Annotated in this window: 20 protein-coding genes; 10 read left to right on the plus strand and 10 right to left on the minus strand. The window is 68.4% G+C overall.

The window, feature by feature from the left end:
• Positions 1-192: 192 nt before the first annotated feature.
• From V9K99_RS22820 to V9K99_RS22835, 4 genes are read right to left on the minus strand one after another with little or no spacing between them, the layout of a single operon-like run.
• Positions 193-2433, minus strand: a complete 2241-nt coding sequence (locus V9K99_RS22820; protein ID WP_337006174.1) for a heavy metal translocating P-type ATPase — start codon at positions 2431-2433, stop codon at positions 193-195.
• 18 nt (positions 2434-2451) lie between these two features.
• Positions 2452-3456, minus strand: a complete 1005-nt coding sequence (locus tag V9K99_RS22825; protein ID WP_337006176.1) for a hypothetical protein — start codon at positions 3454-3456, stop codon at positions 2452-2454.
• The gene (locus V9K99_RS22830) at positions 3453-3671 is read right to left on the minus strand and encodes a heavy-metal-associated domain-containing protein (RefSeq protein WP_337006178.1); all 219 of its coding nucleotides are present in this window, start codon (positions 3669-3671) and stop codon (positions 3453-3455) included. Before V9K99_RS22830 ends, V9K99_RS22825 begins: the two co-directional genes overlap by 4 nt.
• 33 nt (positions 3672-3704) lie before the next feature.
• On the minus strand, positions 3705-4007 hold the full coding sequence (locus V9K99_RS22835) for a metal-sensitive transcriptional regulator (RefSeq protein WP_202866016.1): 303 nt from the start codon (positions 4005-4007) through the stop codon (positions 3705-3707).
• Between the two features lie 78 nt (positions 4008-4085).
• On the opposite strand from V9K99_RS22835, the gene V9K99_RS22840 reads away from it, so the two are divergent.
• Together V9K99_RS22840 and V9K99_RS22845 are read left to right on the plus strand one after the other, a co-directional pair.
• On the plus strand, positions 4086-5108 hold the full coding sequence (locus V9K99_RS22840) for an ABC transporter ATP-binding protein (RefSeq protein ID WP_337006180.1): 1023 nt from the start codon (positions 4086-4088) through the stop codon (positions 5106-5108).
• Complete coding sequence (locus tag V9K99_RS22845; RefSeq protein WP_337006182.1) at positions 5108-6100, plus strand: ABC transporter permease subunit; 993 nt, start codon at positions 5108-5110, stop codon at positions 6098-6100. The genes V9K99_RS22840 and V9K99_RS22845 overlap by 1 nt, the downstream gene beginning before the upstream one ends.
• Here V9K99_RS22845 and V9K99_RS22850 read toward each other — a convergent pair.
• Entirely contained in the window at positions 6090-8570 is a 2481-nt protein-coding gene (locus V9K99_RS22850; RefSeq protein ID WP_337006184.1) for a YfhO family protein, read from the minus strand. The two genes, V9K99_RS22845 and V9K99_RS22850, sit on opposite strands and share 11 nt — an antisense overlap.
• A gap of 96 nt (positions 8571-8666) precedes the next feature.
• On the opposite strand from V9K99_RS22850, the gene V9K99_RS22855 reads away from it, so the two are divergent.
• Positions 8667-9641 carry a glycosyltransferase family 2 protein gene (locus V9K99_RS22855; RefSeq protein ID WP_337006186.1) on the plus strand — a complete coding sequence of 325 codons (975 nt, stop codon included), beginning with the start codon at positions 8667-8669 and terminating at the stop codon, positions 9639-9641.
• Between the two features lie 79 nt (positions 9642-9720).
• Here V9K99_RS22855 and V9K99_RS22860 read toward each other — a convergent pair whose 3' ends face one another.
• Positions 9721-10800 (minus strand): ABC transporter ATP-binding protein, encoded by a 1080-nt coding sequence (locus tag V9K99_RS22860; RefSeq protein WP_337006188.1) that lies wholly within the window; start codon positions 10798-10800, stop codon positions 9721-9723.
• A gap of 224 nt (positions 10801-11024) precedes the next feature.
• On the opposite strand from V9K99_RS22860, the gene V9K99_RS22865 reads away from it, so the two are divergent.
• Complete coding sequence (locus V9K99_RS22865; protein WP_337006190.1) at positions 11025-12044, plus strand: LacI family DNA-binding transcriptional regulator; 1020 nt, start codon at positions 11025-11027, stop codon at positions 12042-12044.
• On the opposite strand, the gene V9K99_RS22870 is transcribed toward V9K99_RS22865, so the two are convergent.
• The 3 genes from V9K99_RS22870 to soxR all read right to left on the minus strand — a co-directional run bounded on the left by V9K99_RS22870 (position 12041) and on the right by soxR (position 13946).
• Positions 12041-12529: a hypothetical protein gene (locus tag V9K99_RS22870; RefSeq protein WP_337006192.1), complete on the minus strand. Its 489-nt coding sequence runs from the start codon at positions 12527-12529 to the stop codon at positions 12041-12043. The two genes, V9K99_RS22865 and V9K99_RS22870, sit on opposite strands and share 4 nt — an antisense overlap.
• A 75-nt stretch (positions 12530-12604) precedes the next feature.
• The gene (gene snpA / locus V9K99_RS22875) at positions 12605-13300 is read right to left on the minus strand and encodes a snapalysin (RefSeq protein ID WP_337006195.1); all 696 of its coding nucleotides are present in this window, start codon (positions 13298-13300) and stop codon (positions 12605-12607) included.
• Positions 13301-13472: 172 nt separating this feature from the next.
• Positions 13473-13946 carry a redox-sensitive transcriptional activator SoxR gene (soxR, locus tag V9K99_RS22880; protein ID WP_337006197.1) on the minus strand — a complete coding sequence of 158 codons (474 nt, stop codon included), beginning with the start codon at positions 13944-13946 and terminating at the stop codon, positions 13473-13475.
• A 353-nt stretch (positions 13947-14299) separates the two neighbouring features.
• On the opposite strand from soxR, the gene V9K99_RS22885 reads away from it, so the two are divergent.
• On the plus strand, positions 14300-16408 hold the full coding sequence (locus tag V9K99_RS22885) for a DEAD/DEAH box helicase (protein WP_337006199.1): 2109 nt from the start codon (positions 14300-14302) through the stop codon (positions 16406-16408).
• A 54-nt stretch (positions 16409-16462) separates the two neighbouring features.
• On the opposite strand, the gene V9K99_RS22890 is transcribed toward V9K99_RS22885, so the two are convergent.
• Positions 16463-17554: an aminotransferase class V-fold PLP-dependent enzyme gene (locus V9K99_RS22890; protein WP_337006201.1), complete on the minus strand. Its 1092-nt coding sequence runs from the start codon at positions 17552-17554 to the stop codon at positions 16463-16465.
• 314 nt (positions 17555-17868) lie between these two features.
• On the opposite strand from V9K99_RS22890, the gene V9K99_RS22895 reads away from it, so the two are divergent.
• From V9K99_RS22895 to V9K99_RS22915, 5 genes are all read left to right on the plus strand, one after another.
• Entirely contained in the window at positions 17869-21039 is a 3171-nt protein-coding gene (locus tag V9K99_RS22895; protein ID WP_337006203.1) for a penicillin acylase family protein, read from the plus strand.
• A 27-nt stretch (positions 21040-21066) separates the two neighbouring features.
• On the plus strand, positions 21067-21690 hold the full coding sequence (locus V9K99_RS22900) for a YbjQ family protein (RefSeq protein ID WP_337006205.1): 624 nt from the start codon (positions 21067-21069) through the stop codon (positions 21688-21690).
• Complete coding sequence (locus V9K99_RS22905; RefSeq protein WP_337006207.1) at positions 21680-23029, plus strand: GH1 family beta-glucosidase; 1350 nt, start codon at positions 21680-21682, stop codon at positions 23027-23029. The genes V9K99_RS22900 and V9K99_RS22905 overlap by 11 nt, the downstream gene beginning before the upstream one ends.
• On the plus strand, positions 23026-24270 hold the full coding sequence (locus V9K99_RS22910; protein ID WP_337006209.1) for an MFS transporter: 1245 nt from the start codon (positions 23026-23028) through the stop codon (positions 24268-24270). Before V9K99_RS22905 ends, V9K99_RS22910 begins: the two co-directional genes overlap by 4 nt.
• Positions 24271-24381: 111 nt before the next feature.
• Positions 24382-24525, plus strand: a complete 144-nt coding sequence (locus V9K99_RS22915) for a hypothetical protein (RefSeq protein WP_337006211.1) — start codon at positions 24382-24384, stop codon at positions 24523-24525.
• Positions 24526-24625: the final 100 nt, after the last annotated feature.

A 24625-nucleotide genomic window follows, 5' to 3' on the forward strand; every position in this document is an offset into this window, starting at 1 on the left:
GGTGCAAATCAACAGGACGTATACGCCCACTACCGGCCACTCCCGCTCGAGCCCACCGAGTATCCGACTCGATCGCCGGACACCTCCTGTCGAACTGCACCAATCACAGAGAGCGACTCCGAAGATCGCAATCACCGATGTAGTCGTACGGCGACATTTGCACATGTCGTCGTACGACTACATCTCCGGCCCTCAGGGCGTGCCGAGTGGGCGGAACCTGCGCAGTCGGAGGCTGTTCGAGACTACGAAGATCGAGCTGAAGGCCATGGCGGCGCCGGCGAGCATGGGGTTGAGGAGGCCGGCGGCGGCCAGGGGGATGGCGGCGACGTTGTAGGCGAAGGCCCAGAAGAGGTTGCCCTTGATGGTGCGCAGGGTGCTGCGGGAGAGGCGGATGGCGTCCGCCGCTGCGCGCAGGTCGCCGCGGACCAGGGTCAAGTCGCTGGCCTCGATCGCCACATCGGTGCCGGTGCCCATGCTCAGGCCGAGGTCGGCCTGGGCCAGGGCGGCCGCGTCGTTGACGCCGTCGCCGACCATCGCGACCACGCGGCCTTCGCCCTGCAGCTTCTTGACCGCGTCGACCTTGTCGGCCGGCAGTACTTCGGCGATCACCTCGTCGATACCGACCTCAGCCGCCACCTTCGTAGCCACTGCCTCGTTGTCACCGGTCAGCAACACTGGCCGCAGTCCCAGTGCCTTCAGGTCCCTGATGGCCTGCGCAGACGTCGCTTTCACCGTATCGGCGACGACCAGCACTGCCCGGGCCTGACCGTCCCAGCCGACTGCGACCGCCGTACTGCCCTCGGCCTCGGCATGGTCCTTCGCGTGAGCCAAGTCGTCCGGCAGGTACTGGCTCCACTCCTCCAGCAGCCTGGTCCGTCCGACCAGTACGGCGTGCCCGTCGACGATGCCCTGGACACCGAGGCCCTCGACGTTCCCGAAGTCCTCGACCTCAGGTAGCTGACCGAGCTCGGCCTGAGCGCCCCGGGCGATGGCAGCGGCGATCGGGTGCTCGCTGGAGTGCTCCAGCGCTCCGGCCAACCGCAGCACCTCGGCCCGGTCCTCCGACGGAGCCAGCAGTACGTCGACCAACTCCATCCGGCCCGTGGTCACGGTGCCGGTCTTGTCCAGTACGACGGTGTCGATCCGGCGAGTGGACTCGAGCACCTCCGGGCCCTTGATCAGGATGCCCAGCTGCGCACCCCGACCGGTCCCGACCATCAACGCGGTCGGCGTGGCCAGCCCGAGGGCGCAGGGGCAGGCGATGATCAGTACGGCGACCGCCGCGGTGAACGCGATCTCCACCGGCGAACCGTTGCCGAGCCAGAACCCCAGCGTCGCCAGCGCCAGCCCGATCACGATCGGCACGAAGATCCCGGACACCTTATCGGCCAGCCGCTGGACCGCGGCCTTCCCGTTCTGCGCGTCCTCGACCAGCCTGGCCATCTGCGCCAGCTGGGTGTCGGACCCGACCCGGGTCGCCCGGACCACGAGCCGGCCGCCGGCGTTCACGGTCGCCCCGACGACCGCGTCGCCCTCGCCGACCTCGACCGGTACCGATTCGCCGGTCAGCATCGACGCGTCGACCGCGCTGCTGCCGGTGACGATCACGCCGTCGGTGGCGACCTTCTCGCCCGGCCGTACGACGAACTGATCGCCGACGACCAGCTGGTCGGCCGGGATCCGCACCTCGGAACCGTTGCGCAGTACGGCGACATCCTTCGCGCCCAGCTCCAGCAGAGCCCGCAGGGCCGCACCCGACCGGCGCTTGGCCCGGGCCTCGAAGTACCGGCCGGCCAGGATGAACGTGGTGACGCCGGCCGCGACCTCGAGGTAGATCTCCTCGGCCCCGCTGCCCCGGGACGGGATCAGCGTGAACGGCATCTTCATGCCCGGCTCACCGGCACCGCCGATGAACAACGCGTACAGCGACCACAGGAACGCGCTCACGACACCCAGCGAGATCAGCGTGTCCATCGTGGCCGCGCCGTGCCGCAGGTTCGTCCAGGCGGCCTTGTGGAACGGCCAGGCCGCCCACGTCACCACCGGGAAGGCCAGCGTCAGCGACGCCCACTGCCAGAAGTCGAACTGCAGCGCCGGGATCATCCCGAACGCGATCACCGGCACCGCCAGCGCGATGCTGGCGAACAGGCGGTGCCGGAGCGGCTTCAGCTCGTCGGGCTCTTCACCGTCCTCAGAGGTGACAGCCGGCGTCGGCAGGGCGGCGGTGTAGCCGGTCTTCTCGACCGTGGCGACCAGGTCGTCGGTGGTGATGCCCTCCGCGAACGTCACCTTCGCCTTCTCGGTGGCGTAGTTGACGGTCGCGGTGACACCGTCCATCCGGTTCAGCTTCTTCTCCACCCGGGCGGCGCACGAGGCGCACGTCATGCCACCGATGATGAGTTCGACGGACTGACCGGGTTCTGCGGTGGTCATAGTTGTGTGCCTCCTCTCTCAGTGGCCGTGCGGGGTTGTCTCGTGGCCCGGCGTGGCCGGAGCCTTGGTGGCCGGGAGCTCCTTGGGCGGGACGATCGCGGTGCTGCCGTCCGTGCCCACCTTGACGGTGAACTCGGCGGTGTGGACCGCGCCTGCGTGCTGGAAGTCCAGGAACAGGCTGTATGTCCCGGCGGTCGGGAAGGTGGTGGCGAACTTGATCTCCGGTCCACCCTTCATCCCCGCTGTCGCTTCCTGTGCGGGGTGGGTGTGCAGGTAGGCGAGGTCGCCGCCGCGCAGTGACACCAGGTGCCCGAAGGCGCCCAGGTATGGCTGCAGGTCGGTGACCGGCTTGCCGCCCCGGCTGATCGTGAAGGTCAGCTCGGACTCCTTGCCCGCGACCGGGGTCCCGGCCAGTGTCACGTCGTACCCGTCGAAGCTGTAGATGCTCGCCGGGTCGCTCAGCGGGACCGGGATGTAGAGGCCGGAGACGTTGACGTCCGTGCCGAGGGTCAGCGTCCGGTCGAGACCGGCCGGCTGGAAGTCGGCGAACAGTCGCCACGTACCACCGGCGGTGAACGTGAACGGAATGCTCCAGGTGCCACTGGCGTCCCGGGTCGGGTGCACGTGGTGGAAGCCGGACAGATCACGCCGTACGACGATCAGGTGCAGCTCCTTCTCGTGCGTCTCGGTGTATTCCTTGACGGGCTTGCCGTCCGGGCCCTGGATGGTGAAACGCAGCTCGGTCTTGGTGCCGGGCTGGTAGAACGTCGTGGCTGGGGTGAGGGTGTACCCGGCTTCGGAGACCGCGAGCCCGGGCAGTTGCCCGCCCGACTCGCTGTGCCCTTCCCCGTGTTCTGCTGCGGGTTCCTCCATGCCGCCCATCTCCTCTCCATGAGCAGGGGCAGTGGTGGTGTCGGCCGCCGCGATCGGGTCGACCGCGGTGCCGATCGCGAACGCCGCCCCGAAGGCGAGCGCGAGCGCACCGGCGAACGCGCCGAGCCGGAGCGCGACGGCCCGGCTCACGACGCCGCCAGTTCGTAGCCCGCCTCGTCGACAGCCTCGCGTACGGCGGCCTCGTCGAGAGCGGACTCACTCGTCACGTGCACCGCGGAGGTGCCGCCGGCGACGAGGTCGATGCTGACCTGCTGGACACCGATGAGCTTGCTGATCTCCTCGGTGACTGCCGCGGTGCAGTGCCCGCAGGTCATACCGGTGACGGAGTAGGTCGTGGTGGTCATATCGGTTCTCCTTGCTCTGATCTGTGGGGTAGTTCAGCTGCGGACCAGGCGGGCGATCGCGTCGGAGGCCTCGCGGACCTTCTCCTCCGCCTCCGGACCGCCCTTCTGCGCGGCCTCGACCACGCAGTGCGCCAGGTGCTCGTCCAGCAGCTCCAGCGAGAACGACTGCAGTGCCTTCGTCGCCGCCGACACCTGGGTGAGGATGTCGATGCAGTACTTGTCCTCCTCGACCATCCGCTGCAGGCCACGGACCTGGCCCTCGATCCGCCGCAGCCGCTTCAGGTGGCTGCTCTTCTCGGCGGTGTAACCGTGCACGTGCTCGGCGTCGGTGGTCATGTCTGGCTCCTTCAGTGTCCCGCGGCTACCCCTTGGGGGTATGTCGACAGGCATGAAGTTACCCCCTTGGGGTATCGAATGCAAGTCCTGGCGGCATACCTACCGGGGGTATTTGAGCGGCGGTGGACCAACAAACCTGCCAAGCTGTGCGTCTACTGGCTCGACGAGGGGGTCACAGTGCCGGAGCTGGCGATCAGTACGCGCGGTCTGAGGAAGACCTACCGGACCCGGTTGGGCCGGAAAGTGGTGGCCGTCCAGGGGCTCGATCTGGACGTACCGGTCGGGGGCGTGCACGGATTCCTCGGGCCGAACGGGTCCGGGAAGACGACCTCGATCCGGATGCTGCTCGGACTGATCCGGGCCGACGCGGGGTCGATGACGGTGTTCGGCCGGCCGGTGCCGGCCCAGTTGCCGGATGTGGTCGGCCGGGTCGGCGCGATCGTCGAGTCGCCGAAGTTCTTCCCGGCGTTCAGCGGCCGGAAGAACCTGGAACTGCTCGCCGAGGCGATCGGCGCGCCTCGGCAGCGGGTCGGCGAGGTGCTCGAGCAGACCTCGCTCGGCGATCGCGGCAAGGACCGGTACAAGGCGTACTCGCTCGGCATGAAGCAGCGGCTGGCGATCGCCGCGACGCTGCTGAAGGAACCTGACCTGCTGATCTTCGACGAGCCGACCAACGGCCTCGACCCGGCCGGGATCCGGGAGATCCGCGAGACCATGCGCGGCCTCGGCGACCAGGGCCGGACGGTCCTGGTCAGCAGCCACATCCTGGCCGAGGTCGAGCAGGTCGCCGACACCGTCTCGATCATCGGCCACGGCCGGCTGCTCGCCTCCGGCACCGTCGCCGAGGTGATCGGCGGCGGTACGGCGGCCACCGTCAAGATCGCCGTGGACGACCACGAGGCCGCGACCCGGATCCTGACCGCGGCCGGGATGACGGTGCGGGCCGATGGCAACCACCACCTCCTCGTCGACGGCGCCGAACATCCGGCCGACGTCACCCGCCGGCTGGCCCAACAGGAGCTCTACGTGTCCGAGCTGGTCCCGGTCCGCGCCGACCTCGAGTCGGTCTTCCTCGAGCTGACCGCCGGGGAGGGGTTGTGATGATCCGGCTCACCACGGTCGAGCTCCGCCGGCTCACCGCCCGTCGCCTGACCGTCATCGGCGTACTGGGTGTGCTGGCGATCACCGCGCTGCTGTTGTTCGCCACCTGGCAGGAGGCTCGGCCGCTGTCCGCCGAGCAACAGCGGATCGCCCAGACGCAGTTCGAGACCGAGCACCAGAACTGGGTCGAACACGGCGAGGAGAACCGCAGGCTGTGTGAGGCGGACTGGCAGAAGCAGCCGGATCCGAAGCCTGCGCTGGAGGAGATGTGCAGCTACCCGGAGCCGACCATCGACATGTTCGGCAAGCCGCGGATGGTGTTCGCCGAGGCGGTCCCGGAGTTGCTGCTCGGATCGTCGTACCTGCTGGTGTTCGCCGCGTTCCTGATCGGGGCCAGCTTCGTCGGTGCCGAGTTCAGTACCGGTTCCATCGGCAACTGGCTGACCTTCGAGCCACGGCGGCTGCGCGTCTACGGCAGCAAGCTGCTGGCCGCCGCGATCGGACTCGCCCCGGTGGCGGCGGTCGTCCTGGCGATCGTCCTGTTCGGCGTCTATCTGATCGTGGATCAGCTCGGTGACACGTCCAGTACGACGGCCAAGGTCTGGGGCGATCTCACCGCGATCGGTGGTCGTGCCGTTCTGTTGATTGCGGTGGGGGCCGCGCTCGGTGGGGTGGTCGGGCTGTTGCTCCGGCACACGGCGGCCGCGATCGGTGTGGCGATGGGGTACCTGGTCCTGATCGAGGGTGTCTTCGCCGGCTTCCTGAACAGCGCCCAGCCGTGGCTGGTGAAGCTGAACTTCGACGCCTTCGTCCGGCACGACACGACGTACTTCCTGAACAAGTGCTCGACCAGAGACGACGGCAACTACATGTGCGAGACGATCGAGAAGACGCTGTCGTTCGAACACGGAGCCTGGTATCTCGGCATCCTGGCCGTCGTACTGGTCCTGATCGGCGGAGCTGTCTTCTACCGCCGGGACGTCACTTCCTAGCGCGGCGGAGACGGCCGAAGAGCACGATTCCGAGCGTGATGAAGGCGGCGACGGCGGCCAGCGCGAGGCCGCGCCGGAGGCCGGGCGGCGTGTAGCTGCAGTCGATCCGGTCGGCGGATCCCGTCAGCTGTACGGCAATCAGACCGCCGTAATTACGCGGAGTCTGGGCCTTCCCATCGCCGACCGAGCACTGCCAACCAGGCAGCTTCGGTACGGCGACCACGGCATACCCGGTGCTGCCCGGACGCAGTGTCGCGCTGATCGAATGACCGCCGACCTCCACATCCGTTGCTCCGCCCATCCGCAACTGCCGGACGGCCCTCCCCAAGGCCTGCTCGTCGAGACAACCGAGCGCACCGGTGCTCGTGATCCCCGACGTGCTGTCGCCGAACTTGATCTCGGCCGACACCACACCGGATGCCGGGACAGTGCCCAGGAGGATCATCGCGCTGTTCGTGTTGATCCCCGGCCGGCGGCTCGCCGTCAGCTCACGCCACTGCGTGCCGTCGGTCAGCCGTGCCTCACCGGAGACCCGTGGCAGGTGCAGGTACGCCGTCGTACCGGGGGTGCATCGCCCGACCAGTTTCACGTCCCCGCCGGTGATCGACTTGCTGCCGCGATACTCGGGGATCTCGTAGACCTGGGTCCCGAGCAGCCGTTCCTGCGCCACGAAGGCATTCGACCCGTCCGTCGCCCCGAGTCGGCGCCTGACTGTCACCAGCGGCGGTACCGCGGACCGGTCGATCGTCTCGACGCCGCCGGAGCGCAGATGCAGGCGCGCGCCGATCGAGAAGATCGCGTCGGTGACCGGCTGCTCCAGATCGTCGGAGGCGCGGCCGTACCCGGACCAGCCGAAACCGAGTTCGGTCAGCGTCCGGTTCAGCGTCGCCGGCAGCAGGCTGCTGTACATCCCGGCGCCCTGACCGCCGAGCAGCATCGGATCGTTCGGCGTCACCGACGTCCCCGGATCGGTCCGGTACGCCGGCCAGCCGCCTGCATCCCTGATCGCGTCGGCCCGCTCGGTCTGCTGCTGGTCCCACGGTTGCACCGACGCGCTGAGGATCTTCGACCGCTGCTCGTCCGTCACCACCGCGGTCCACGTCGTCTCCACGGCGACGACGGCCATCACCACGGCGAACGCCACCGCGACCGGCCACTTGGTACGTCGCAGGGACGCAGAACGTCGTACCGCCCAAATGGTGCCCAGTGCAACGAGCGTGGTCGCGCCCGAGGCGATCAGGACGGTCATGGCGTGCTCGGTCAGCAGCGGGCTGCCGTCGGACAGTACGGCGATGACCGCGACCAGGGCTCCGCCGCCGAGGAGCGCGAGCGGTCCGGGCAGGCGGTGTGAGACCGACAACCAGGCCAGTACGACGATCACGCCGCACAGCACGAATGCCTCGCGGTATTGGCTCCCGTTCGGGGTGTCGAAGCCGTGCCACATCTCCTGAGTTGGCGTCCACCGGAAGGACATCGCGAGCGCCGCGGTCGTCACGATCCAGACCGCCTTGGTCCGGATCGGCACGTATCGGTTGAAGGGCAGCGTGAGTGCGAGCAGGAGGGCGACTGTTCCGACGTACAGGCTGGCCGTCCGGCCGACGCCCTCGGACAGCGGGAGCAGGCGGGACAGGAAGATGTCGACCGCCGAGGGGGTGAAGACGCCGGACGGCGACGGCGTCGCGTCCGTGTTGGCTTCGAGGATCGGGAGCAGGATCGGTGCCGACCCCGCCATCCCGAGGACGAACGAGATGCCGTGCCGGAGGACGACCCGCAGCCGGAGCAGCCAGGTCAGGTCGCTGGTCAGGACCCGGGCGATCAGGTAGAGGCCGGCCGCGATCGTTGCCATGTAGGCGGTGTAGAAGTTCGACACCCAGAAGACACCGACCACGAGCACGCTGAGCAGGCGGTTGGTCCGGCGCAGTGACCATTCGGCCACCAGGAAGAACATCGGCAGCGCGATCAGGCCGTCCAGCCACATCGGCACGTACGCGCCGTCGTCGATCGCCCAGCCGCAGACGCCGTACGACGCACCGAGCATCGCGGCAACCCAACGGGGGCCGGGCGCCGCTTTGAGCAGCAGGACCGCCATCGCGGCGGCCGCCAGGCTCAGCTTCAGGACGGTGATGACGTAGACGGCCAGGTCGATCTGGTCCCGCGGGAAGAGACCCACCAGGAGGGACAATGGGCTGCCGAGGACGACGCCGTAGTCGGCCAGGAACCCGACGCCGAACGCGCTCTGCCAGTTGAAGAACAGGTCACCCTGGGCGCGGCCGTGCAGGATGTCCCACAAGTGGGCGAAGAAAGGGATGTACTGGGTACCGAGATCGTTGGTACTGCGGGACAGTGAACCGAAAGGAAAGGTGCCGCGGATGATTCCGGAGGCGGCGAACACCGCCGCCACCAGCACACCGGCGACGAGCGCGGGGAGCGCCGCCGACCGCTGCCGTACTGCGCTGTCGTCCGAAACCACTGGCCGCCTCTCTGCTCACTCTGCCTGGCCAAAGCTAGCGCGTAATTCCGGCTTGGATACTAGTGGGACCGACGTGTCCGGCTGGGATGGATGAGGATGACGATGCGGTTGAGCCTGGTGGTGCCGTGTTACAACGAGGTCGAGGTGATCGACCGGTTCCATGAGGCCGTCAGCCGGGACCTGGCCGCGATCGGCCGGCCGTACGAGATCGTGTACGTCGACGACGGCAGCGACGACGGCACCCTCGATGCGCTGGTGCAGCTCGCGGACGCCGACCCGGCCGTCCGGTACCTGTCCTTCAGCCGGAACTTCGGCAAGGAGTCCGCGATGCTGGCCGGGCTGCGGTACGCCACCGGCGACGCGGTGGTGATCATGGACGCCGACCTGCAGCACCCGCCGGAGCTGATCGGCCGGATGCTGGAGCTGTACGAGCGCGGGTTCGACCAGGTGATCGCGCGGCGGAACCGGGTCGGCGACCCGGCCACCCGGACGCTGTTCGCCCGGGCGTACTACTGGCTGATCAACAAGTGGGCCGACGTCGAGCTGATGGACGGGGTCGGCGACTTCCGGCTGCTGTCCCGCCGGGCCGTCGACGGCCTGCTCGAGCTGGGGGAGTACAACCGGTTCTCGAAGGGCCTGTTCGCCTGGATCGGGTACGAGTCGATCCTGTTCGAGTACGACAACGTGAAGCAGCCGGAGCGGAAGAGCCGGTGGACGTTCCGGCGGCTGATCGAGTACGGGCTGGACGGGCTGCTCTCGTTCAACAACCGGCCGTTGCGGCTGGCGATCTACGTCGGCCTGCTGCTCACCGCGGTCGCCGCCGGGTACGCGATCTGGGTGATCGCGGTGGCGGTGCTGCGCGGTGTGGAGATGCCCGGATACGTGACGCTGATCGCCGCGATCACCGGGCTGGGCGGGCTGCAGATGGTGATGCTCGGGGTGATCGGCGAGTACATCGGCCGGATCTACTACGAGACCAAGAAGCGGCCGCACTACCTGCTCAAGCAGACCAACCTGAACCCGGCCGACAACCCTTCGAACCGGGACCAGCGCGACCGGAAGGTCCCCTGACTGCTTGGGATGTACGACGACGCACCGCGGCCCCGGGTGGACGAACCACCCGGGGCCGCGGCTTACGTCGTACCGGAGATCAGGCGGTCAGCCGCTCCTCGGTGGAGGTGGAGAACAGGTGCAGCTTGTCGGGGAGCGCCGCCAGGTGGATGGTCGAACCCTTCTCGACCGGCATCCGGGCGTCGATCCGGGCAACGATCTGCTGGTGCTCGTTGTTGTGCTCGGCGGTGCCGTACAGGTACGCGTCGGCACCGAGCTCCTCGACCACGGCGACGTGGACCGGCAGGCCCTGGTCGGCGACCTTGAAGGCCTCCGGCCGGACACCCAGGGTCAGCGTCTTGTCGCTGCCGGCCTTGGCCAGCAGGCTGCGCTCGAGCGGGACGATGTAGTCGCCCAGCTTCGCGCCGCCCTCGGTGATGTCCGCGGTCAGCAGGTTCATCGCCGGCGAGCCGATGAAGCCCGCGACGAACTTGTTCTTCGGGTGGTCGTACAGGTTCAGCGGGGTGTCGACCTGCTGCAGCAGGCCGTCCTTCAGTACGGCGACCCGGTCGCCCATCGTCATGGCCTCGACCTGGTCGTGGGTGACGTAGACGGTGGTGACACCGAGACGCTGCTGCAGCTCGGCGATCTGGGTACGGGTCTGGACGCGGAGCTTGGCGTCGAGGTTCGACAGCGGCTCGTCCATCAGGAAGACCTGCGGGTTACGCACGATGGCGCGACCCATGGCGACACGCTGACGCTGACCACCGGACAGAGCCTTCGGCTTGCGCTCGAGGTACTCCTCCAGGCCGAGCAGCTTGGCGGCCTCCATCACGCGCTTGGCGCGGTCCTCCTTGGAGACACCCTGCATCTTCAGGGCGAAGCCCATGTTGTCCGCAACCGACATGTGCGGGTAGAGCGCGTAGTTCTGGAACACCATCGCGATGTCCCGCTCCTTCGGCGGACGGTGCGTGACGTCGCGGTCGCCGATGTAGATGGAACCCTCGTTGACCTCTTCGAGGCCGGCGAGCATCCGGAGCGAGGTGGACTTGCCGCAACCCGACGGGCCGACGAGAACCATGAACTCGCCGTCCTCGATCTCGAGGTTGAGCTTGTCGACGGCGGGGGTGTCACCACCGGGGTAGATCCGGGTGGCAGCCTTGAAAGACACAGTGGCCATGACGATGTACATCCCTTCACCGGCAGGAACGTGCCGGACGATCCGAGTAAAGGCCCCCGGGCGGGGGTGCGGCTATCCTCACCCGCCCGGCTCGTCCTGACAAGGTGTACGGCGTGTGACGTGTCCATTCTGTTCACGTAGTGGACAACTCCGCGCAGTCTCAGTCTGCAAGTTCTTGCAGGATCTTGCTGCAACGTCAACTGCCGGTGGGTACAGTGCCCCGCGTGAGCAGCAGAGCACGGCTGGCGGACATCGCGGCCAAGGCGGGGGTGAGCGAGGCCACGGTCTCGCGGGTGCTGAACGGCAAGCCGGGGGTGGCGGAGGAGACCAAACAGTCGGTCCTGACAGCCCTCGACGTACTCGGGTTCGAACGGCCGACCCGGCTGCGGCGGCGGTCGGCGGGGCTGATCGGGCTGGTGATGCCGGAGTTGATCAACCCGATCTTCCCGGCGTTCGCCCAGGTGATCGAGTCCGCGTTGTCACAGCGCGGGTTCACCCCGGTGCTGTGTACGCAGTCGCCGTCCGGGGCCACCGAGGAGGAGTACGTCGAGATGCTGCTGGAGCGCGGCGTCTCCGGGATCATGTTCGTCTCCGGCCTGCACGCCGACACCGGCGCCGACCACGCGCGCTACCAGTCACTGGTGGACCGGCGGCTGCCGGTGGTGTTCGTCAACGGCTGGCTGCCCGGGGTGGAGGCGCCGTTCGTCTCGTCGGACGAGTACGCCGCGATGGAGCTGGCCGTGGCCCATCTCGTTGCCCTCGGCCACCGCCGGATCGGGTTCGCCTCCGGGCCGGAGCGGTTCATCGTGGTGCAGCGGAAACTGGCCGGTTACCGCACCTCGATGAAGGCGCAGCTCGGCCTGTCCGACGACGAACTGGACCAGATGGTCGCCCTGAGCATGTTTGGCGTCGAGGGCGGGGCCGCGGCGGCCCAGCAGCTCCTGGACGCCGGCGTCAGCGCGGTCATCTGCGGCTCGGACATGATGGCCCTCGGCGTCATCCGCGCGGCCCGCCAACGCGGCCTCACGGTCCCCGGCGACATCTCGGTGGTCGGCTACGACGACGCCCCGATGATGGAGTTCACCGACCCGCCGATGACCACGATCCGCCAGCCGGTCCGGGCCATGGGCCTGGCCGCCGTCTCTTCCCTGCTGGAAGAGGTCCGCGGCCACACCACCCCACACACCGAGTTCCTGTTCCGCCCCGAACTGGTAGTCAGGGGCTCGACCGGCCCGGCCCGCTAGAACCAGCCCTCGCAGGTCCTCGTCTTGAAGTCCTCGAGCGACTCGGACCTGTTCCCGTCCTGCTCGCGCTCCGGCACGAGCACAGTGCCCGGCTTCAGGCCGGACAGCTCCCGGTCACTGAAGGTCAGGTGGGCCGCCGACCAGCTGTTGTCGTTAGACCACCCGTAGATCGTGTACCGCTGCTGTGGGTCCCGAGCCTCGAGCTCCCCGACCACAGCCCACCCGTTCCCGCCGGTGTCCAGGTCGAACTGGGAGAACCCGCTCACCGGAGAGCTGACCTCCCACCTGCCGAGCACCTCTTCGTCGTCCGGTTCTTCACTGAACCGATAGAGGGTTGCGCCGTCGATGTGGCCTTCACACATCTGTACGACGATCACCGGGTTGCCGGCGGCATCGACGGTCACGCCGACCAGCCCACCGGCTGGAACGCCGCATCCGGCCAGGCAGGCGATAGCTGCCAGGCTCATCCCCACCCACTTGAGCACGGGGTCAGGTTACAGAGAGCTCCGGCCCGGAGCCGTCCCCTGCCGGGCGGTCCGGGCCGGAGGGCCTGGGGGTGACTACTTGGACGTGTGGAAGGCGGCGCTCGCGGCGGAGGCGAAGCCGTTGGCCCAGAGCTGGTTGACGCGGGAGCGCTCGTTGGCGTCCGGGTAGGCGTTGGTGCAGGACGGGCCGGGGCCGCCACCGGACATCAACTCGGAGCAGGGGCCGGAGTAGTGGTCCGGGAGGCCGAGGACGTGACCGGTCTCATGGGCGGTGATCCGGGTCGGGTCGTACTGCTGGGACTGGGCGTAGTCCAGGAAGATGTAGCCGCTCCCGTGCCCGTCGGTGGACGCGTACGAACCGCGCGGGTCGTTGCCCTCGGTGTAGTAGAAGTCGTAGTTGCTGCCCTCGACCAACTTGACGTTGGAGACCGAGGAGTTCCAGATCGACGTACTGGAGTTGATCTGGGAGCGGAAGGTCGGCGCGTCGACGGCGTACGTGACGGTGACGGCGGCAACCTTCTTGCCGGCCTTGGCATTCTGGGCCATCTTGGCGCGCGCGGACTTCATCACGGCGTCGTAGAAGGCCTTGGTGGCGGCCTCGTCCTGCGGTGAACCGGTGTAGGCGGCTCGGGTCGTCGAGGTCGAGACGGACGTGGTGGCCGGTGCCGGGGCGGGGACTGCGTTGGCCAGGGTTGGTGCGGCGAAGCTGGCGACGGCCAGTGCTGCGGCGGCGATCCCCGCGAGCGAAGTCAGGATGCGGCGATGCGACATGGGAGGGCCTCACTCCGGATCTGTGGCGGAAAGCGATCAGAGGGTTACTGTTCGCTACAGACCGGATGCTGCCAACACTTCGGAAGTTCCGCACCAGTCCGGCAAGAACTCGGGGGTTAACCCGCGAATCCCGCGCCCCGTTCTATGCCGCTCATAACCCGGGACCTATGCGTCACTCACCCGGGATGCCGACGTTGAGGATGCGGGCGCCGGGGCCGCGCTCGGACAGGCGGTCGGCCTTGTTGTAGAGGTTGCAGCGCTGCAGGCTCAGGCAGCCACAGCCGATACAGCCGTCCAGGTCGTCTCGTAGTCGCTCGAGCTCGGCGATCCGCTCGTCCAGCCGGCTCCGCCACGACTTCGACAACCGGCTCCAGTCGACGCGGGTCGGCGTACGGTCGTCCGGCAGTGAATCCAGGGCACTCTTGATCTCGGCCAGTGCCAGTCCGACCCGCTGGGCCGCCTGCACGAAGGCGATCCGCCGCAGAGTGCTGCGCTGGTACTGACGCTGGTTCCCGGCCGTCCGCCGGGACTGGATCAGGCCCTGATCCTCGTAGAACCGCAACGCCGACGCGGCGACTCCGGACCGATGAGCGATCTCCCCGATGGACAGCCAGTGCTCTTTGCTCGGAACGTTCTCCTCCGCCATACCGCCACCCTAGGACGGCCGCTCAAGAACTCAAGTTCGCTTGAACTGCTGGAGGCATGCCACCTGGACCGGTGGTCTGGTCGTTGCCGGTGTGGTCAGGAGAGGCGTCGCGGTCGGGTATACTTTTCTGCGTCGGTGCGCGCGTCGCGTCACCAGAGATTTTCCCAGGCGCTCCGACCCGTCGGTTCAGCATCCCGCTGAAGGTTCCCGGCGACATGGGTGCAACGCGATAGCACCCGCAGGTCGATGGCTATCTCCTGCTCAGCACGTTCGGTCCGGTCACGGTCGTGACCGGCCTTTCTGTGCGGTTGCAATCCGGCTACTCGTCCGTGACGTTGAGAGAGAGTTTTTGCGTGACCCAGCACCACCAGGACAACCAACCTGCCGATGGCAACCAGGCCGACGGCCGGATCAAGAAGCCGCGGCACAAGAAGTTCCAGACCCAGTCGTACGGCGAGCGGATGGCGGCCCAGGATCGGGCCGAGGCAGCCGCGGCGCCGGCCGGCGAGGTCCGGAACGACGCTGCCCGCGGTGAGCGCCGGGGCGGACCCACCCAGTACTCCGACCGCGGCTCCCGCCCCGCCGCCGACGACCGCCGTCCGGCGAAGGGCTACCGCGCCGAGCGCGCCAACGAGTCGCGCACCGACCGCCGGCCGTTCAACCGCGACGACCGCCCGCAGTACAACCGCGACGACCGGCCGCAGTACAACCGCGACGAGCGCCCGCAGTACGGCGACCGCACCCGGACCGACCGTGGTGAGCGGAACCAGTACGGCGACCGCGTCGACCGCCCGCGCACCGACCGCACCGACCGCCCGCAGTACGACCGCGGTGAGCGGCCGCAGTACAACCGTGACGACCGCCCGCAGTACCGGCGGGACGACCGGCCGCAGTACAACCGCGACGACCGTTCGCGCAATGGCGACCGGCCGCGCACCGACGACCGGGCGCGGGACGACCGGCCGTCGTACAACAACCGGAGCGACCGGCCGCAGTACGACCGGAACGACCGGTCGTCGTACCGGCGGGACGACCGCCCAGTCCGTAACGAGCGGTCGTCGTACCAGGAGAACAAGCGCGACGAGCAGCTGGAGGATCTGGGCACCGTTGCCGCGGACAACCAGTTCGCCGCGCTCGGGCTGGCGCCGCGACTCGTGCAGCGGCTCGCCCGCGACGGGATCACCGCGCCGTTCCCGATCCAGGCCGCGACCATCCCGGACGCGCTGGCCGGCAAGGACGTGCTCGGCCGCGGTCAGACCGGTTCCGGCAAGACGCTCGGTTTCGGCCTGCCGACGCTGACCCGGCTGGCCGGCGGCCACACCGAGTCGCGCCGTCCGCGCGGCATGATCCTGGTCCCGACGCGTGAGCTCGCCATGCAGGTGCATGACGCGCTCGAGCCGCTCGCGCACGTGATGAACGTGTCGCTGAAGCTGATCGCCGGCGGCCTGCCGTACCCGAAGCAGATCGAGTCGTTGCGCCGCGGTGTCGACCTCCTGATCGCGACCCCGGGCCGGCTGATCGACCTGTGCGAGCAGGGTGCTGCCGACCTCGGTGCGGTGGAGATCGCCGTCCTGGACGAGGCCGACCACATGTGCGACATGGGCTTCATGCCGGCCGTCACCACGCTGCTGGACATGACTCCGGCCAGTGGGCAGCGGCTGCTGTTCTCGGCGACGCTGGACAACGACGTCGACACCATCGTGAAGACGTACCTGAAGGACCCGGTCACGCACTCGACCGAGTCCGGCCAGGCCACCGTCACCACGATGGCGCACCACCTGCTCGTGATCGAGCCGGCGCACAAGCAGTCGCTGACGGCCGAGCTGGCCAGCCGCGACGGCCGGACGATCGTGTTCGTCCGCACCAAGCTGGGCGCCGACCGTGTCGCCACCCAGCTGCGGGACCGTGGCGTGATGGCCGCGGCGCTGCACGGCGGCCTGACCCAGGGTGCCCGGAACCGGACGCTGGACCAGTTCAAGGACGGTTCGGTACCGGTGCTGGTGGCAACGGATGTCGCGGCGCGCGGGATCCACGTCGACGACGTCGGCCTGGTCGTCCAGGCGGACCCGCCGGCCGAGCACAAGGACTACCTGCACCGCGCGGGCCGTACGGCGCGTGCCGGCGGCAAGGGTGCTGTGGTCACGCTGCTCCTGCCGCACCAGCGTCGGGGCATGATCCGGATGGCCGAGTCGGCCGGTGTCGAAGCCGAGCCGGTGCGCGTCCGTCCGGGCGACGAGCTGATGACCGAGCTGACCGGCGGCACCAAGCCGTCCGGGTACCCGGTGAAGCTGCCGGCCCCGAAGCCGCAGCGCTTCGGCAAGGGTGGCGGCGGCAAGCGGTACGGCAGCAGCCGTCCGGGTCGCGGCCACGACGGTCGCGGCGGCAGCGGTCCGCGTCGGAGCAGCGGCCCGCGCCGTACCGACAGCAACCGCTACGAGGGCGGCAAGTCCTACCAGCGCTGACGATTCACAAGCAGCAGCCCCTGACCTCCGCGTGAGGTCGGGGGCTGCTGTGCGCTACTGGGTGATGATCGCCCAGAGGCGGGCGAGGATGGCGGCGATCTCGGTGTCGTCGAGCGGGACGAGTTCGAGCATCAACTCGTCCTCGTCGACCCGATCGGTCATCACGTAGATCGACGGCGACCCCGCCTCGAGTTCGGTCGCGATCCGCTTGGCGTCCGCCACCTTCAGCAGCACCCGCGACACCTGCAAGCCGGTCGGATCCGGCACCACTTCGGTCGACACACCTGGGATCTCGTCGGCCGCGCCGGCGAACGAGACCACCTTGGCCAGTTGGTCGGCCTCCCACTTGACCCGGTCGAAGGCCTGCCATTCCTCGAGCGCCGCGAGGACGCCGATCACGGCCTCCTTGGTCGGCTTCATCACCCGGCCGATGCCCTTGTCCTGCGCGCGGACGGACTGCACCAGCGGCCAGGTGCCCGCGAGCAGCCCGGCGGTTGGGGAGCCCAGGTACTTCTGCCCGCTGACGAGGACGAGGTCGGCGCCCGTCGCCAGCAGGTCAGCGATCCGCGGGAACTGGGCGGCGCCGTCGATGATCGCCGGCACGCCGCGACGGTGTGCGGCGCGGACCGCCGCGACCAGGTCGATCGGCTCACCATGCGTCAGCCGGGACGAGACGAGGAACAGACAGGCGACGTCCGGCCCGTCGAGCTCCTCCTCCAGATCGTCAATGCCACAACGGTTTTCGTCGCCGGCGAGGTCGACCTGCGCGCCCGCCAACCGGATGCCCTGCAGGTTGGAATGACCGTAGTTGACGACATGGCTGGCCGGCATCACGACGCGGTTGTGCATATCCGTTGCGTCCGGCAACGCTGCCACCCGGCGCGGGTCGCCGCCGGTCATGGTCGCCGCGACCGAAAGGGTGATGCCCGCGGCGGTGCAATGGACGACTGCGCCGGCCTGCGCGCCGGTCACCTGGGCGATGGCCTCGCTTGCTCGGTCGCCGAGCTCGTCCATGACGAAGAATTCAGGCAGCGCCTGTGCGACGGCCTCCGCCACCCCGTAGGAACTCCGCGACACCCCGAGCGGGGTGTACGTCCCCTTGGCATTGATCACCACACTCAACCGGTAACGATCATGGATGCTCATGGTGCTGCACACAGTAGTGGTCACGGACTGTGGTTGGCGAGAGCCAATCGGGTCCGGAGTTGGCTAGGGCACGTCTCTCAGTTCCCTGCGTGCTGCGCGGCACTCGGCGGGCACATCGCGGCGTTGGAGGGCGAGGCACGGAGAACCCCACTCCGAGCCTCGCCCTCCGCCTTGCGCTGCACTCCGCCGAGCACCTGCTCGCGACTGCAGGGAACTGAGAGACGCACCCTAGACCTTGACCACAAGCTACTGGTGAGTCATTCTCAGTTTTCGTAACTCCCCTGCCGCCCGCTCGCGTCCCGAGGGAGGAATCCGTGTCGCCTCGCACCGCCCCGCGAACCACCCGCGCCGCCCTTCGCCGTTCTCTTCGTACGACGGTCGCCGCCGCTGCGACTGTCGTCGTACTGGCTGCTCTGCCGGCACCGACCGAGGCGGCTCCGGCCGCTGCTGTTGCCCCGGTCGACTATTGCGTCGGGCAGTGCGACGACATCGTGACACCAGGGCAGAACGGCAACGCCACCTTCACGGATCTCCTTCTGTTCAAGGGTTTCGGGACCCGGCCGCCGCATTTCAGCGACTCGCTGAAGCCGTACGAGAATCTGGTCTGGAACTCCCAGGGCATCACCGACGACGATCTCGGCGGGTACTTCGACGACGCGTCGTTCGGGGTCAAGGCCGGCGACGTGGCGAGCACGATCCAGCCGCGGGCGGACGTGACCATCGTGCGGGACAAGTCACGCGGCATCCCGCACATCACCGGTACGACGCGGCAGGGCGTGATGTTCGGCGCCGGGTACGCCGGCGCGCAGGACCGGCTGTTCGTGATGGACGTGTTCCGGCATCTCGGCCGCGGTCAGCTGACCCCGTTCGCGGGTGGCGCGCCGGCCAATCGTGCGTTCGAGCAGGAGTTCTGGCGGACCGCGCCGTACAACGAGGCCGATCTGCAGAAGCAGTACGACGACGCCGACGAGAGGTACGGCGCCGACGGCGTGAAGATGCAGCAGGACATCAAGGCCTGGGTCGACGGGGTCAACCACTACGTCAACACGGTCGGCATCGCCTATCCCGGTGAGTACATCGCACTCGGCCTGGACTGGCCGACACCGCAGTGGAAGGTGACCGACGTGGTCGCCACCGCGGCCGTGGTCGCGGGCATCTTCGGCACCGGCGGCGGACACGAGGTCGCGTCGGCCTTGGCCTTACTCGAAGCACAGGCGAAGTACGGCGTTGCCCAGGGCACCAAGGTGTGGGAGTCGTTCCGGTCGCAGAACGACCCGGAGGCGAACACCACCGTGCACAACGGCGCGACCTTCCCGTACGGCGTGACGGGTCCGAACCCGGCCGGTCGCGCGCTACCGGATCGCGGCTCGGTCACCCCGGAGCCACAGGTGATCAACCAAACAGTCACCAAGGCCTCGAGCAAACCGGAGCCGACGGGCGCGGAGTCGTTGCGGGGCATCTTCGACAAAGGCCTCTTCCCTGAAGGATTCGGCGAGAAGGGGATGTCGAACGCGCTCCTCGTCTCGGGTCAGCACACTGTCAGCGGCAACCCGTTCGCCGTCTACGGCCCACAGACCGGCTACTTCGCGCCTCAACTCCTGCTCCGTCAGGAACTCCAGGGCCCGGGCGTCAGCTCCCGCGGCGTCGCCTTCGCCGGGCTGAACTTCTACACCCTGATCGGCCGCGGCCCCGACTACTCGTGGAGCGCCACGTCGGCCGGACAGGACATCACCGACACCTTCGCCGTACCGCTGTGTGAACCCGGCGGCGGAACGCCGACGAAGAACTCGCAGTACTACGAGTACCGCGGCCAGTGTGTGCCGATCGAGCGGCTCGAACGGCACAACGAGTGGTACTCCAGCCTCGGCTCCTCCGAACCGGCCGGCTCGTACACTTTGGTTGCCCTGCGCACCAAGTTCGGCATCGTCACGCACCGCGGCACGGTCGGCGGCCGGCCGGTCCTGTTCACCAAGAACCGCTCGACTTACGGCAACGAGGCAGGCTCGGCACTCGGGTTCATGCAGCTGAACGACCCGGACCGGATCCACTCGGCGGCCGACTTCCAGAACGCGGCGCACAACATCGGCTACACGTTCAATTGGTTCTACACGGACAAGACGTCGATCGCGTACTACAACTCCGGTGACAACCCGGTCCGCCCGGCCGGCGCCGACCCGAACCTGCCGACCTGGAGTTCGTACGAGTGGCAGGGCTGGAACCCGGACACCAACCGCGCGACCTACACCCCGGCCGCTCAACACCCGCAGGTGGTCAACCAGGACTACCTGACCAGCTGGAACAACAAGCAGGCACCCGGGTTCTCCGCATCCGACGGCCAGTTCGGCTACAACGCGGTCTACCGCAGTCAGCCGCTCGACGACCGGATCAAGGCGGTCATCATCAGCGGCCAGAAATTTACTCGCGGTAAGTTGGTCGAGGCGATGGAAGACGCGGCCACCGTCGACCTCCGGGGCGACCAGGTCGTTCCCTATCTGTTGAGGGTCCTGAAGTCCGCCCCGATCACCGATCCGGCCGTCGCCGACGCGGTCGCCAAGCTGACCGCGTGGCAGGCGGCCGGCAGTCACCGGAAGACGCCGAACGCCACCTCGAAGGTCTACGACCACAGCGAAGCGATCCGGATCATCGACGCCTGGTGGCCGCTGCTGGTCCCGGCCCAGTTCAAGGACCTCGGTCCCGACCTGTACGGCGCCCTGGTCGCGAACCTCAAGATCGACGAGCGGCCGAGTGCGCAGGGATCCGCGTTCCAGAGCGGATGGTGGGGTTTCGTTCAGCGCGACCTGCGCAAGGTGCTCGGCGATCCGGTGCAGGCGCCGCAGCCGGTCACGTTCTGCGGCGGCGGTTCGCTCGCGGCCTGCCGGACGGTGCTCGCCGACTCTTTGCTGGCGGCAACCAAGGTCCCGGCGGCGACGACGTACCCGGCGACCGCCGACTGTGCCGCGGGCGATCAGTTCTGCGCGGACCAGATCGTGCACAACCCGATGGGCGGCATCACCCAGGACCGGATCGCCTGGGTCAACCGGCCGACGTACCAGCAGGTGATCGAGTTCCCGGCCCGTCGGGGTGACGACGTCAGCAACCTGGCCGCGGGCAAGACCGCGACCGCCAGCAGCCACGAGACCGGGTGGTACAACTCGCCACCCGCGAACGCGGTCGACGGGAAGCTGACCACTCGGTGGGCGAGCAACTGGTCCGATCCGCAGTGGCTGAAGGTTGACCTTGGCAACGAGCAGACGATCCGGCGGGTGGTGCTGCACTGGGAGGCGGCGTACGGGAAGTCGTACCGGGTGGAAGTGTCCCGGGACGGGTCGGCCTGGCGGCAGGTGTACGCGACCACGACCGGCAACGGCGGGGAGGACGTCGCACGGTTCGACGCGGTGCCGGCCCGGTATGTCCGGGTCACCGGGACGCAGCGGGCGACGTCGTACGGGTACTCGCTTTATGAGCTCCAGGTCTACCGGCAATGACGACCCGTGGCCTGTCAGGATGAGGGCATGAACCAGAACTTTCCCCCGAACCAGAACCAGCCGTACCCGCCGCAGCAGCAGGGCTACCAGCAGGGCCCGCCGCCCGGATATGCGCCGCCGCAGCAGCAGCCGCAATACCAGCAGGGTCCGCCGCAGCAGGGGTACGGGCAGCAGCCCGGATACGGTCAGCCCGGGTACGGCCAGGCGCCCGGCAACTACCAGCCGACCCAGCAGAACGCACCACACATCGCGCCGCAGGGTTCGCCGTACCCGGTGCTGGTCTCGACCATGAACGACCTGCCCGGGTACACCGTGGACAAGGTGTTCGGCGAGGTCTTCGGGCTGACCGTGCGGAGTCGCGACTTCGGGTCGAACTTCACCGCCGGCTTCCGGTCGCTGGCCGGCGGCGAGGTGCCGGAGTACACCCAGATGCTGGCCGAGTCGCGGCACGTCGCGGTGATGCGGATGTGCCAGATGGCCCAGCAGATGGGTGCGAACGCGATCCTCGCGATGCGGTTCGACTGCACCGAGATCGCGCAAACGATGAGCGAGGTGGCTGCCTACGGTACGGCGGTCATCGTCCGGAAGTACGAGCCGCCGCGAGCCGAGCCGAAGCCCGTTCCCGATGAGGATGATGCGAATGACAGCTGAGCTTTCCTTCGGCCCCGACTTCCGGTGGGGGGTGTCGACGTCGGCGTACCAGATCGAAGGGGCTGTGGCCGAGGGTGGCCGCGGCCCGTCGACCTGGGACACGTTCTGCGCCGAACCGGGACGGATCCTGAACGGCGACACCGGTGCGGTCGCCTGTGACCATTTCCACCGGTACGCCGAGGACGTCGCGCTGATGCGGGACCTCGGGGTCGACACCTACCGGTTCTCGTTCTCGTGGCCGCGGATCCAGCCGTCCGGGAGCGGGCCGGGGAACGCGGCCGGGCTGGACTTCTACGACCGGCTGATCGACACGCTGCTCGGCGCCGGGATCCAGCCGGCGCCGACGCTGTACCACTGGGACACGCCGCAGCCGCTCGAGGACGCGGGCGGCTGGCTGTCTCGCTCGATCACCGACCGGTTCGCCGATTACGCATCGCTGCTCGCGGCGCGGTTCGCGGATCGGGTGCCGATGTGGATCACGATCAACGAGCCGATGGTGCTCACGCTGATGGGGTACTCGCTGGGTGCGCACGCGCCGGGCCGTTCGTTGATGTTCGACGCTTTGCCGGTCGCTCATCACCAACTGCTCGCTCACGGTCGCGCGGTGCAGGCGCTGCGGGCGGGGGGCGCGACCAACATCGGAATCGCCAGCAACCACGCACCGACCTGGCCGGCCAGCGACAGCGTCGAGGACAAGGACGCGGCCGGTCTCTACGACAACCTGATCAACTGGCTGTTCGCCGACCCCATCCTCCTCGGGACCTATCCGTCCGGCTACGAGGCCGCGATGCCGGGCCCGGTCTCGGACGACCTGGCCGTCATCTCGACTCCACTGGACTTCTTCGGGATCAACCACTACGCGCCGGTGTCGGTGGGCGCCGCCGCGGGTCAGGCCGACACCGCCGCGACCGACGGGATCCTGCTGCCGCCGGGTCTGCCGTTCGAGCCGCGATCGCTGGAGGGTTACCCGAAGACCGACTTCGGCTGGCCGATCGTGCCGTCTGCGTTCGGCGAGATCCTGCGCATCTTCAAGGACCGGTACGGCGACAAACTGCCACCGATCTACATCACCGAGAACGGGTGCTCGTTCGGCGACCCGGTGGACGATCAGCGGCGGATCGACTACCTGGACGGGTACCTGCGGTCGCTCCGGCAGGCGATGGACGACGGGGTCGACGTCCGCGGGTACTTTCAGTGGTCGCTGCTGGACAACTTCGAGTGGGCGGCCGGGTACTCCCAGCGGTTCGGCCTGGTGCACGTCGACTTCGACACCCAGGTCAGGACGCCGAAAGCGTCGTACCACTGGCTCCGTGACGTGATCGCGCAGAGCCGGGCATGATCCCCGAACCGGGCGTCGTACCGACGGCGTTCGCGGAACCGGTCGTCCGGGTCCGGTCGCGCTGGACGGCGGCCGTCGTACTGGCCAATGTCGGTGTCTTCGCCGCCTGGTTGGGACCGATCCAGGTGCTACTCGCGAAGCAGTCCGAGGCGGTTGCTCCAGGCAACAAGGAGTTCGTCTTCGGCTTGGTGACCGGGGTCGGCGCGGCCGTCTCGGTGATCGCGAACCCGCTGGCCGGCGCCATCTCCGACCGTACGACGTCCCGCTTCGGCCGCCGGGTCCCGTGGGTCCTGGCCGGCGCTGTCGGGGGTGCGATCGGCCTGCTCGTGCTGGCCGGCGTCGCCTCCGTCGCCTGGATGCTGGTCGGTTGGTGCCTGGTGCAACTGTTCGGCAACGCGTTGCTCGCGGCAATCACCGCCGCCGTGCCGGACCGGGTTCCTACGCTTCAGCGTGGTGCTGTTGGGGGATGGGTCGCACTGTCGCAGGTCCTCGGCGCCCTGGTCGGCACCGGGCTTGCGACGTACTTTGGCGGGATTGGTGCCGGGTATGTCGCCTGTGCGGTCTTCCTGCTGGTGTCGGTGCTGCCGTATCTACTGCGCAGCGGCGACGAGCGGCTGGCTTCACGACCACCGCTGGCTGTGCGCGACTTCGTCCGCGGCTTCTGGATCAGCCCGCGCCGCTACCCGGACTTCGGCTGGGGCTGGCTGACACGCTTCCTGTTCAACGTGGGCAACGCGCTCGGGACGCTGTACCTGTTCTTCTACCTGCAGGACAAGGTCCGCGTCGACGAACCGGACACCGCCGTACTGATCTTGACCGCGATCTACAGCGTCTGCGTCCTGGTCACGTCCATCACCTTCGGCACCTGGTCCGACCGGATCGCCCGCCGCAAGATCTTCGTCACCGCCTCCGGCGTGGTGATGGCACTGGCCGGCGTCGTCCTCGCCGTCTGGCCCACCTGGCCCGGCGCCGTCCTCGGCGCGATCATCCTCGGCGCCGGCTTCGGCGTCTACCTCTCCGTCGACTTCGCCCTCCTCACCCAGATACTCCCCAACGCCCGCGACCGAGCCAAAGACCTGGGCGTCATCAACATCGCCAACTCCCTCCCCCAAGTCTTCGCCCCCGCCATAGCCGCCCCCATCGTCAAACACCTAGGCGGCTACCCCGCCCTCTACCTACTGGCGGCCGCCATAACCCTCCTCGCAGGCGTACTGGTCCGCCAAATCCGCACCGTCGCCTAGTTCTCACCCACGCGCCGCTACGCCCGCCCTCCGGCGCGTGCTCCTATCGTCGCGCGCTTAGTCGACCTCACACGCGCAGCCACCATCCGCAAAGTCACGTGGACACGCGACGTGGTGTTGCACGTGATGGTGCGGGATGTCAGGGCGTGGGAGCATGACAGGTTTGTTGCGACGGCGAACCTGGCTATTCAGCCGGCCGGCCAGCTGCAAGGCATCGCGCGAGAGGTGCACGCGCTGGTCGAGACGTTGGGCTGAGCGCTGAAGTAGTGAATTGCGGTGCATTTGTTCTGAGGGGTCGTCGGGATCACGTGCGGGCGTCATCATGAGGCAAATAGTGTCGGGAGGGCGCGCTGTG

The sequence above is a fragment of the Kribbella sp. CCNWLW201 genome, from assembly GCF_037203805.1.
Lineage (GTDB): Bacteria > Actinomycetota > Actinomycetes > Propionibacteriales > Kribbellaceae > Kribbella.

What these genes read in the sequence shown, in the direction of transcription:
- V9K99_RS22820 (WP_337006174.1), bottom strand. Translation starts at nt 2,433, where the DNA reads ATGACCACCGCAGAACCCGGTCAGTCCGTCGAACTCATCATCGGTGGC.
- V9K99_RS22835 (WP_202866016.1), bottom strand. Translation starts at nt 4,007, where the DNA reads ATGACCACCGACGCCGAGCACGTGCACGGTTACACCGCCGAGAAGAGC.
- V9K99_RS22910 (WP_337006209.1), top strand. Translation starts at nt 23,026, where the DNA reads ATGATCCCCGAACCGGGCGTCGTACCGACGGCGTTCGCGGAACCGGTC.
- V9K99_RS22855 (WP_337006186.1), top strand. Translation starts at nt 8,667, where the DNA reads ATGACGATGCGGTTGAGCCTGGTGGTGCCGTGTTACAACGAGGTCGAG.
- V9K99_RS22830 (WP_337006178.1), bottom strand. Translation starts at nt 3,671, where the DNA reads ATGACCACCACGACCTACTCCGTCACCGGTATGACCTGCGGGCACTGC.
- V9K99_RS22890 (WP_337006201.1), bottom strand. Translation starts at nt 17,554, where the DNA reads ATGAGCATCCATGATCGTTACCGGTTGAGTGTGGTGATCAATGCCAAG.
- V9K99_RS22905 (WP_337006207.1), top strand. Translation starts at nt 21,680, where the DNA reads ATGACAGCTGAGCTTTCCTTCGGCCCCGACTTCCGGTGGGGGGTGTCG.
- V9K99_RS22860 (WP_337006188.1), bottom strand. Translation starts at nt 10,800, where the DNA reads ATGGCCACTGTGTCTTTCAAGGCTGCCACCCGGATCTACCCCGGTGGT.
- V9K99_RS22845 (WP_337006182.1), top strand. Translation starts at nt 5,108, where the DNA reads ATGATCCGGCTCACCACGGTCGAGCTCCGCCGGCTCACCGCCCGTCGC.
- V9K99_RS22900 (WP_337006205.1), top strand. Translation starts at nt 21,067, where the DNA reads ATGAACCAGAACTTTCCCCCGAACCAGAACCAGCCGTACCCGCCGCAG.
- soxR (WP_337006197.1), bottom strand. Translation starts at nt 13,946, where the DNA reads ATGGCGGAGGAGAACGTTCCGAGCAAAGAGCACTGGCTGTCCATCGGG.
- V9K99_RS22840 (WP_337006180.1), top strand. Translation starts at nt 4,086, where the DNA reads ATGCAAGTCCTGGCGGCATACCTACCGGGGGTATTTGAGCGGCGGTGG.
- snpA (WP_337006195.1), bottom strand. Translation starts at nt 13,300, where the DNA reads ATGTCGCATCGCCGCATCCTGACTTCGCTCGCGGGGATCGCCGCCGCA.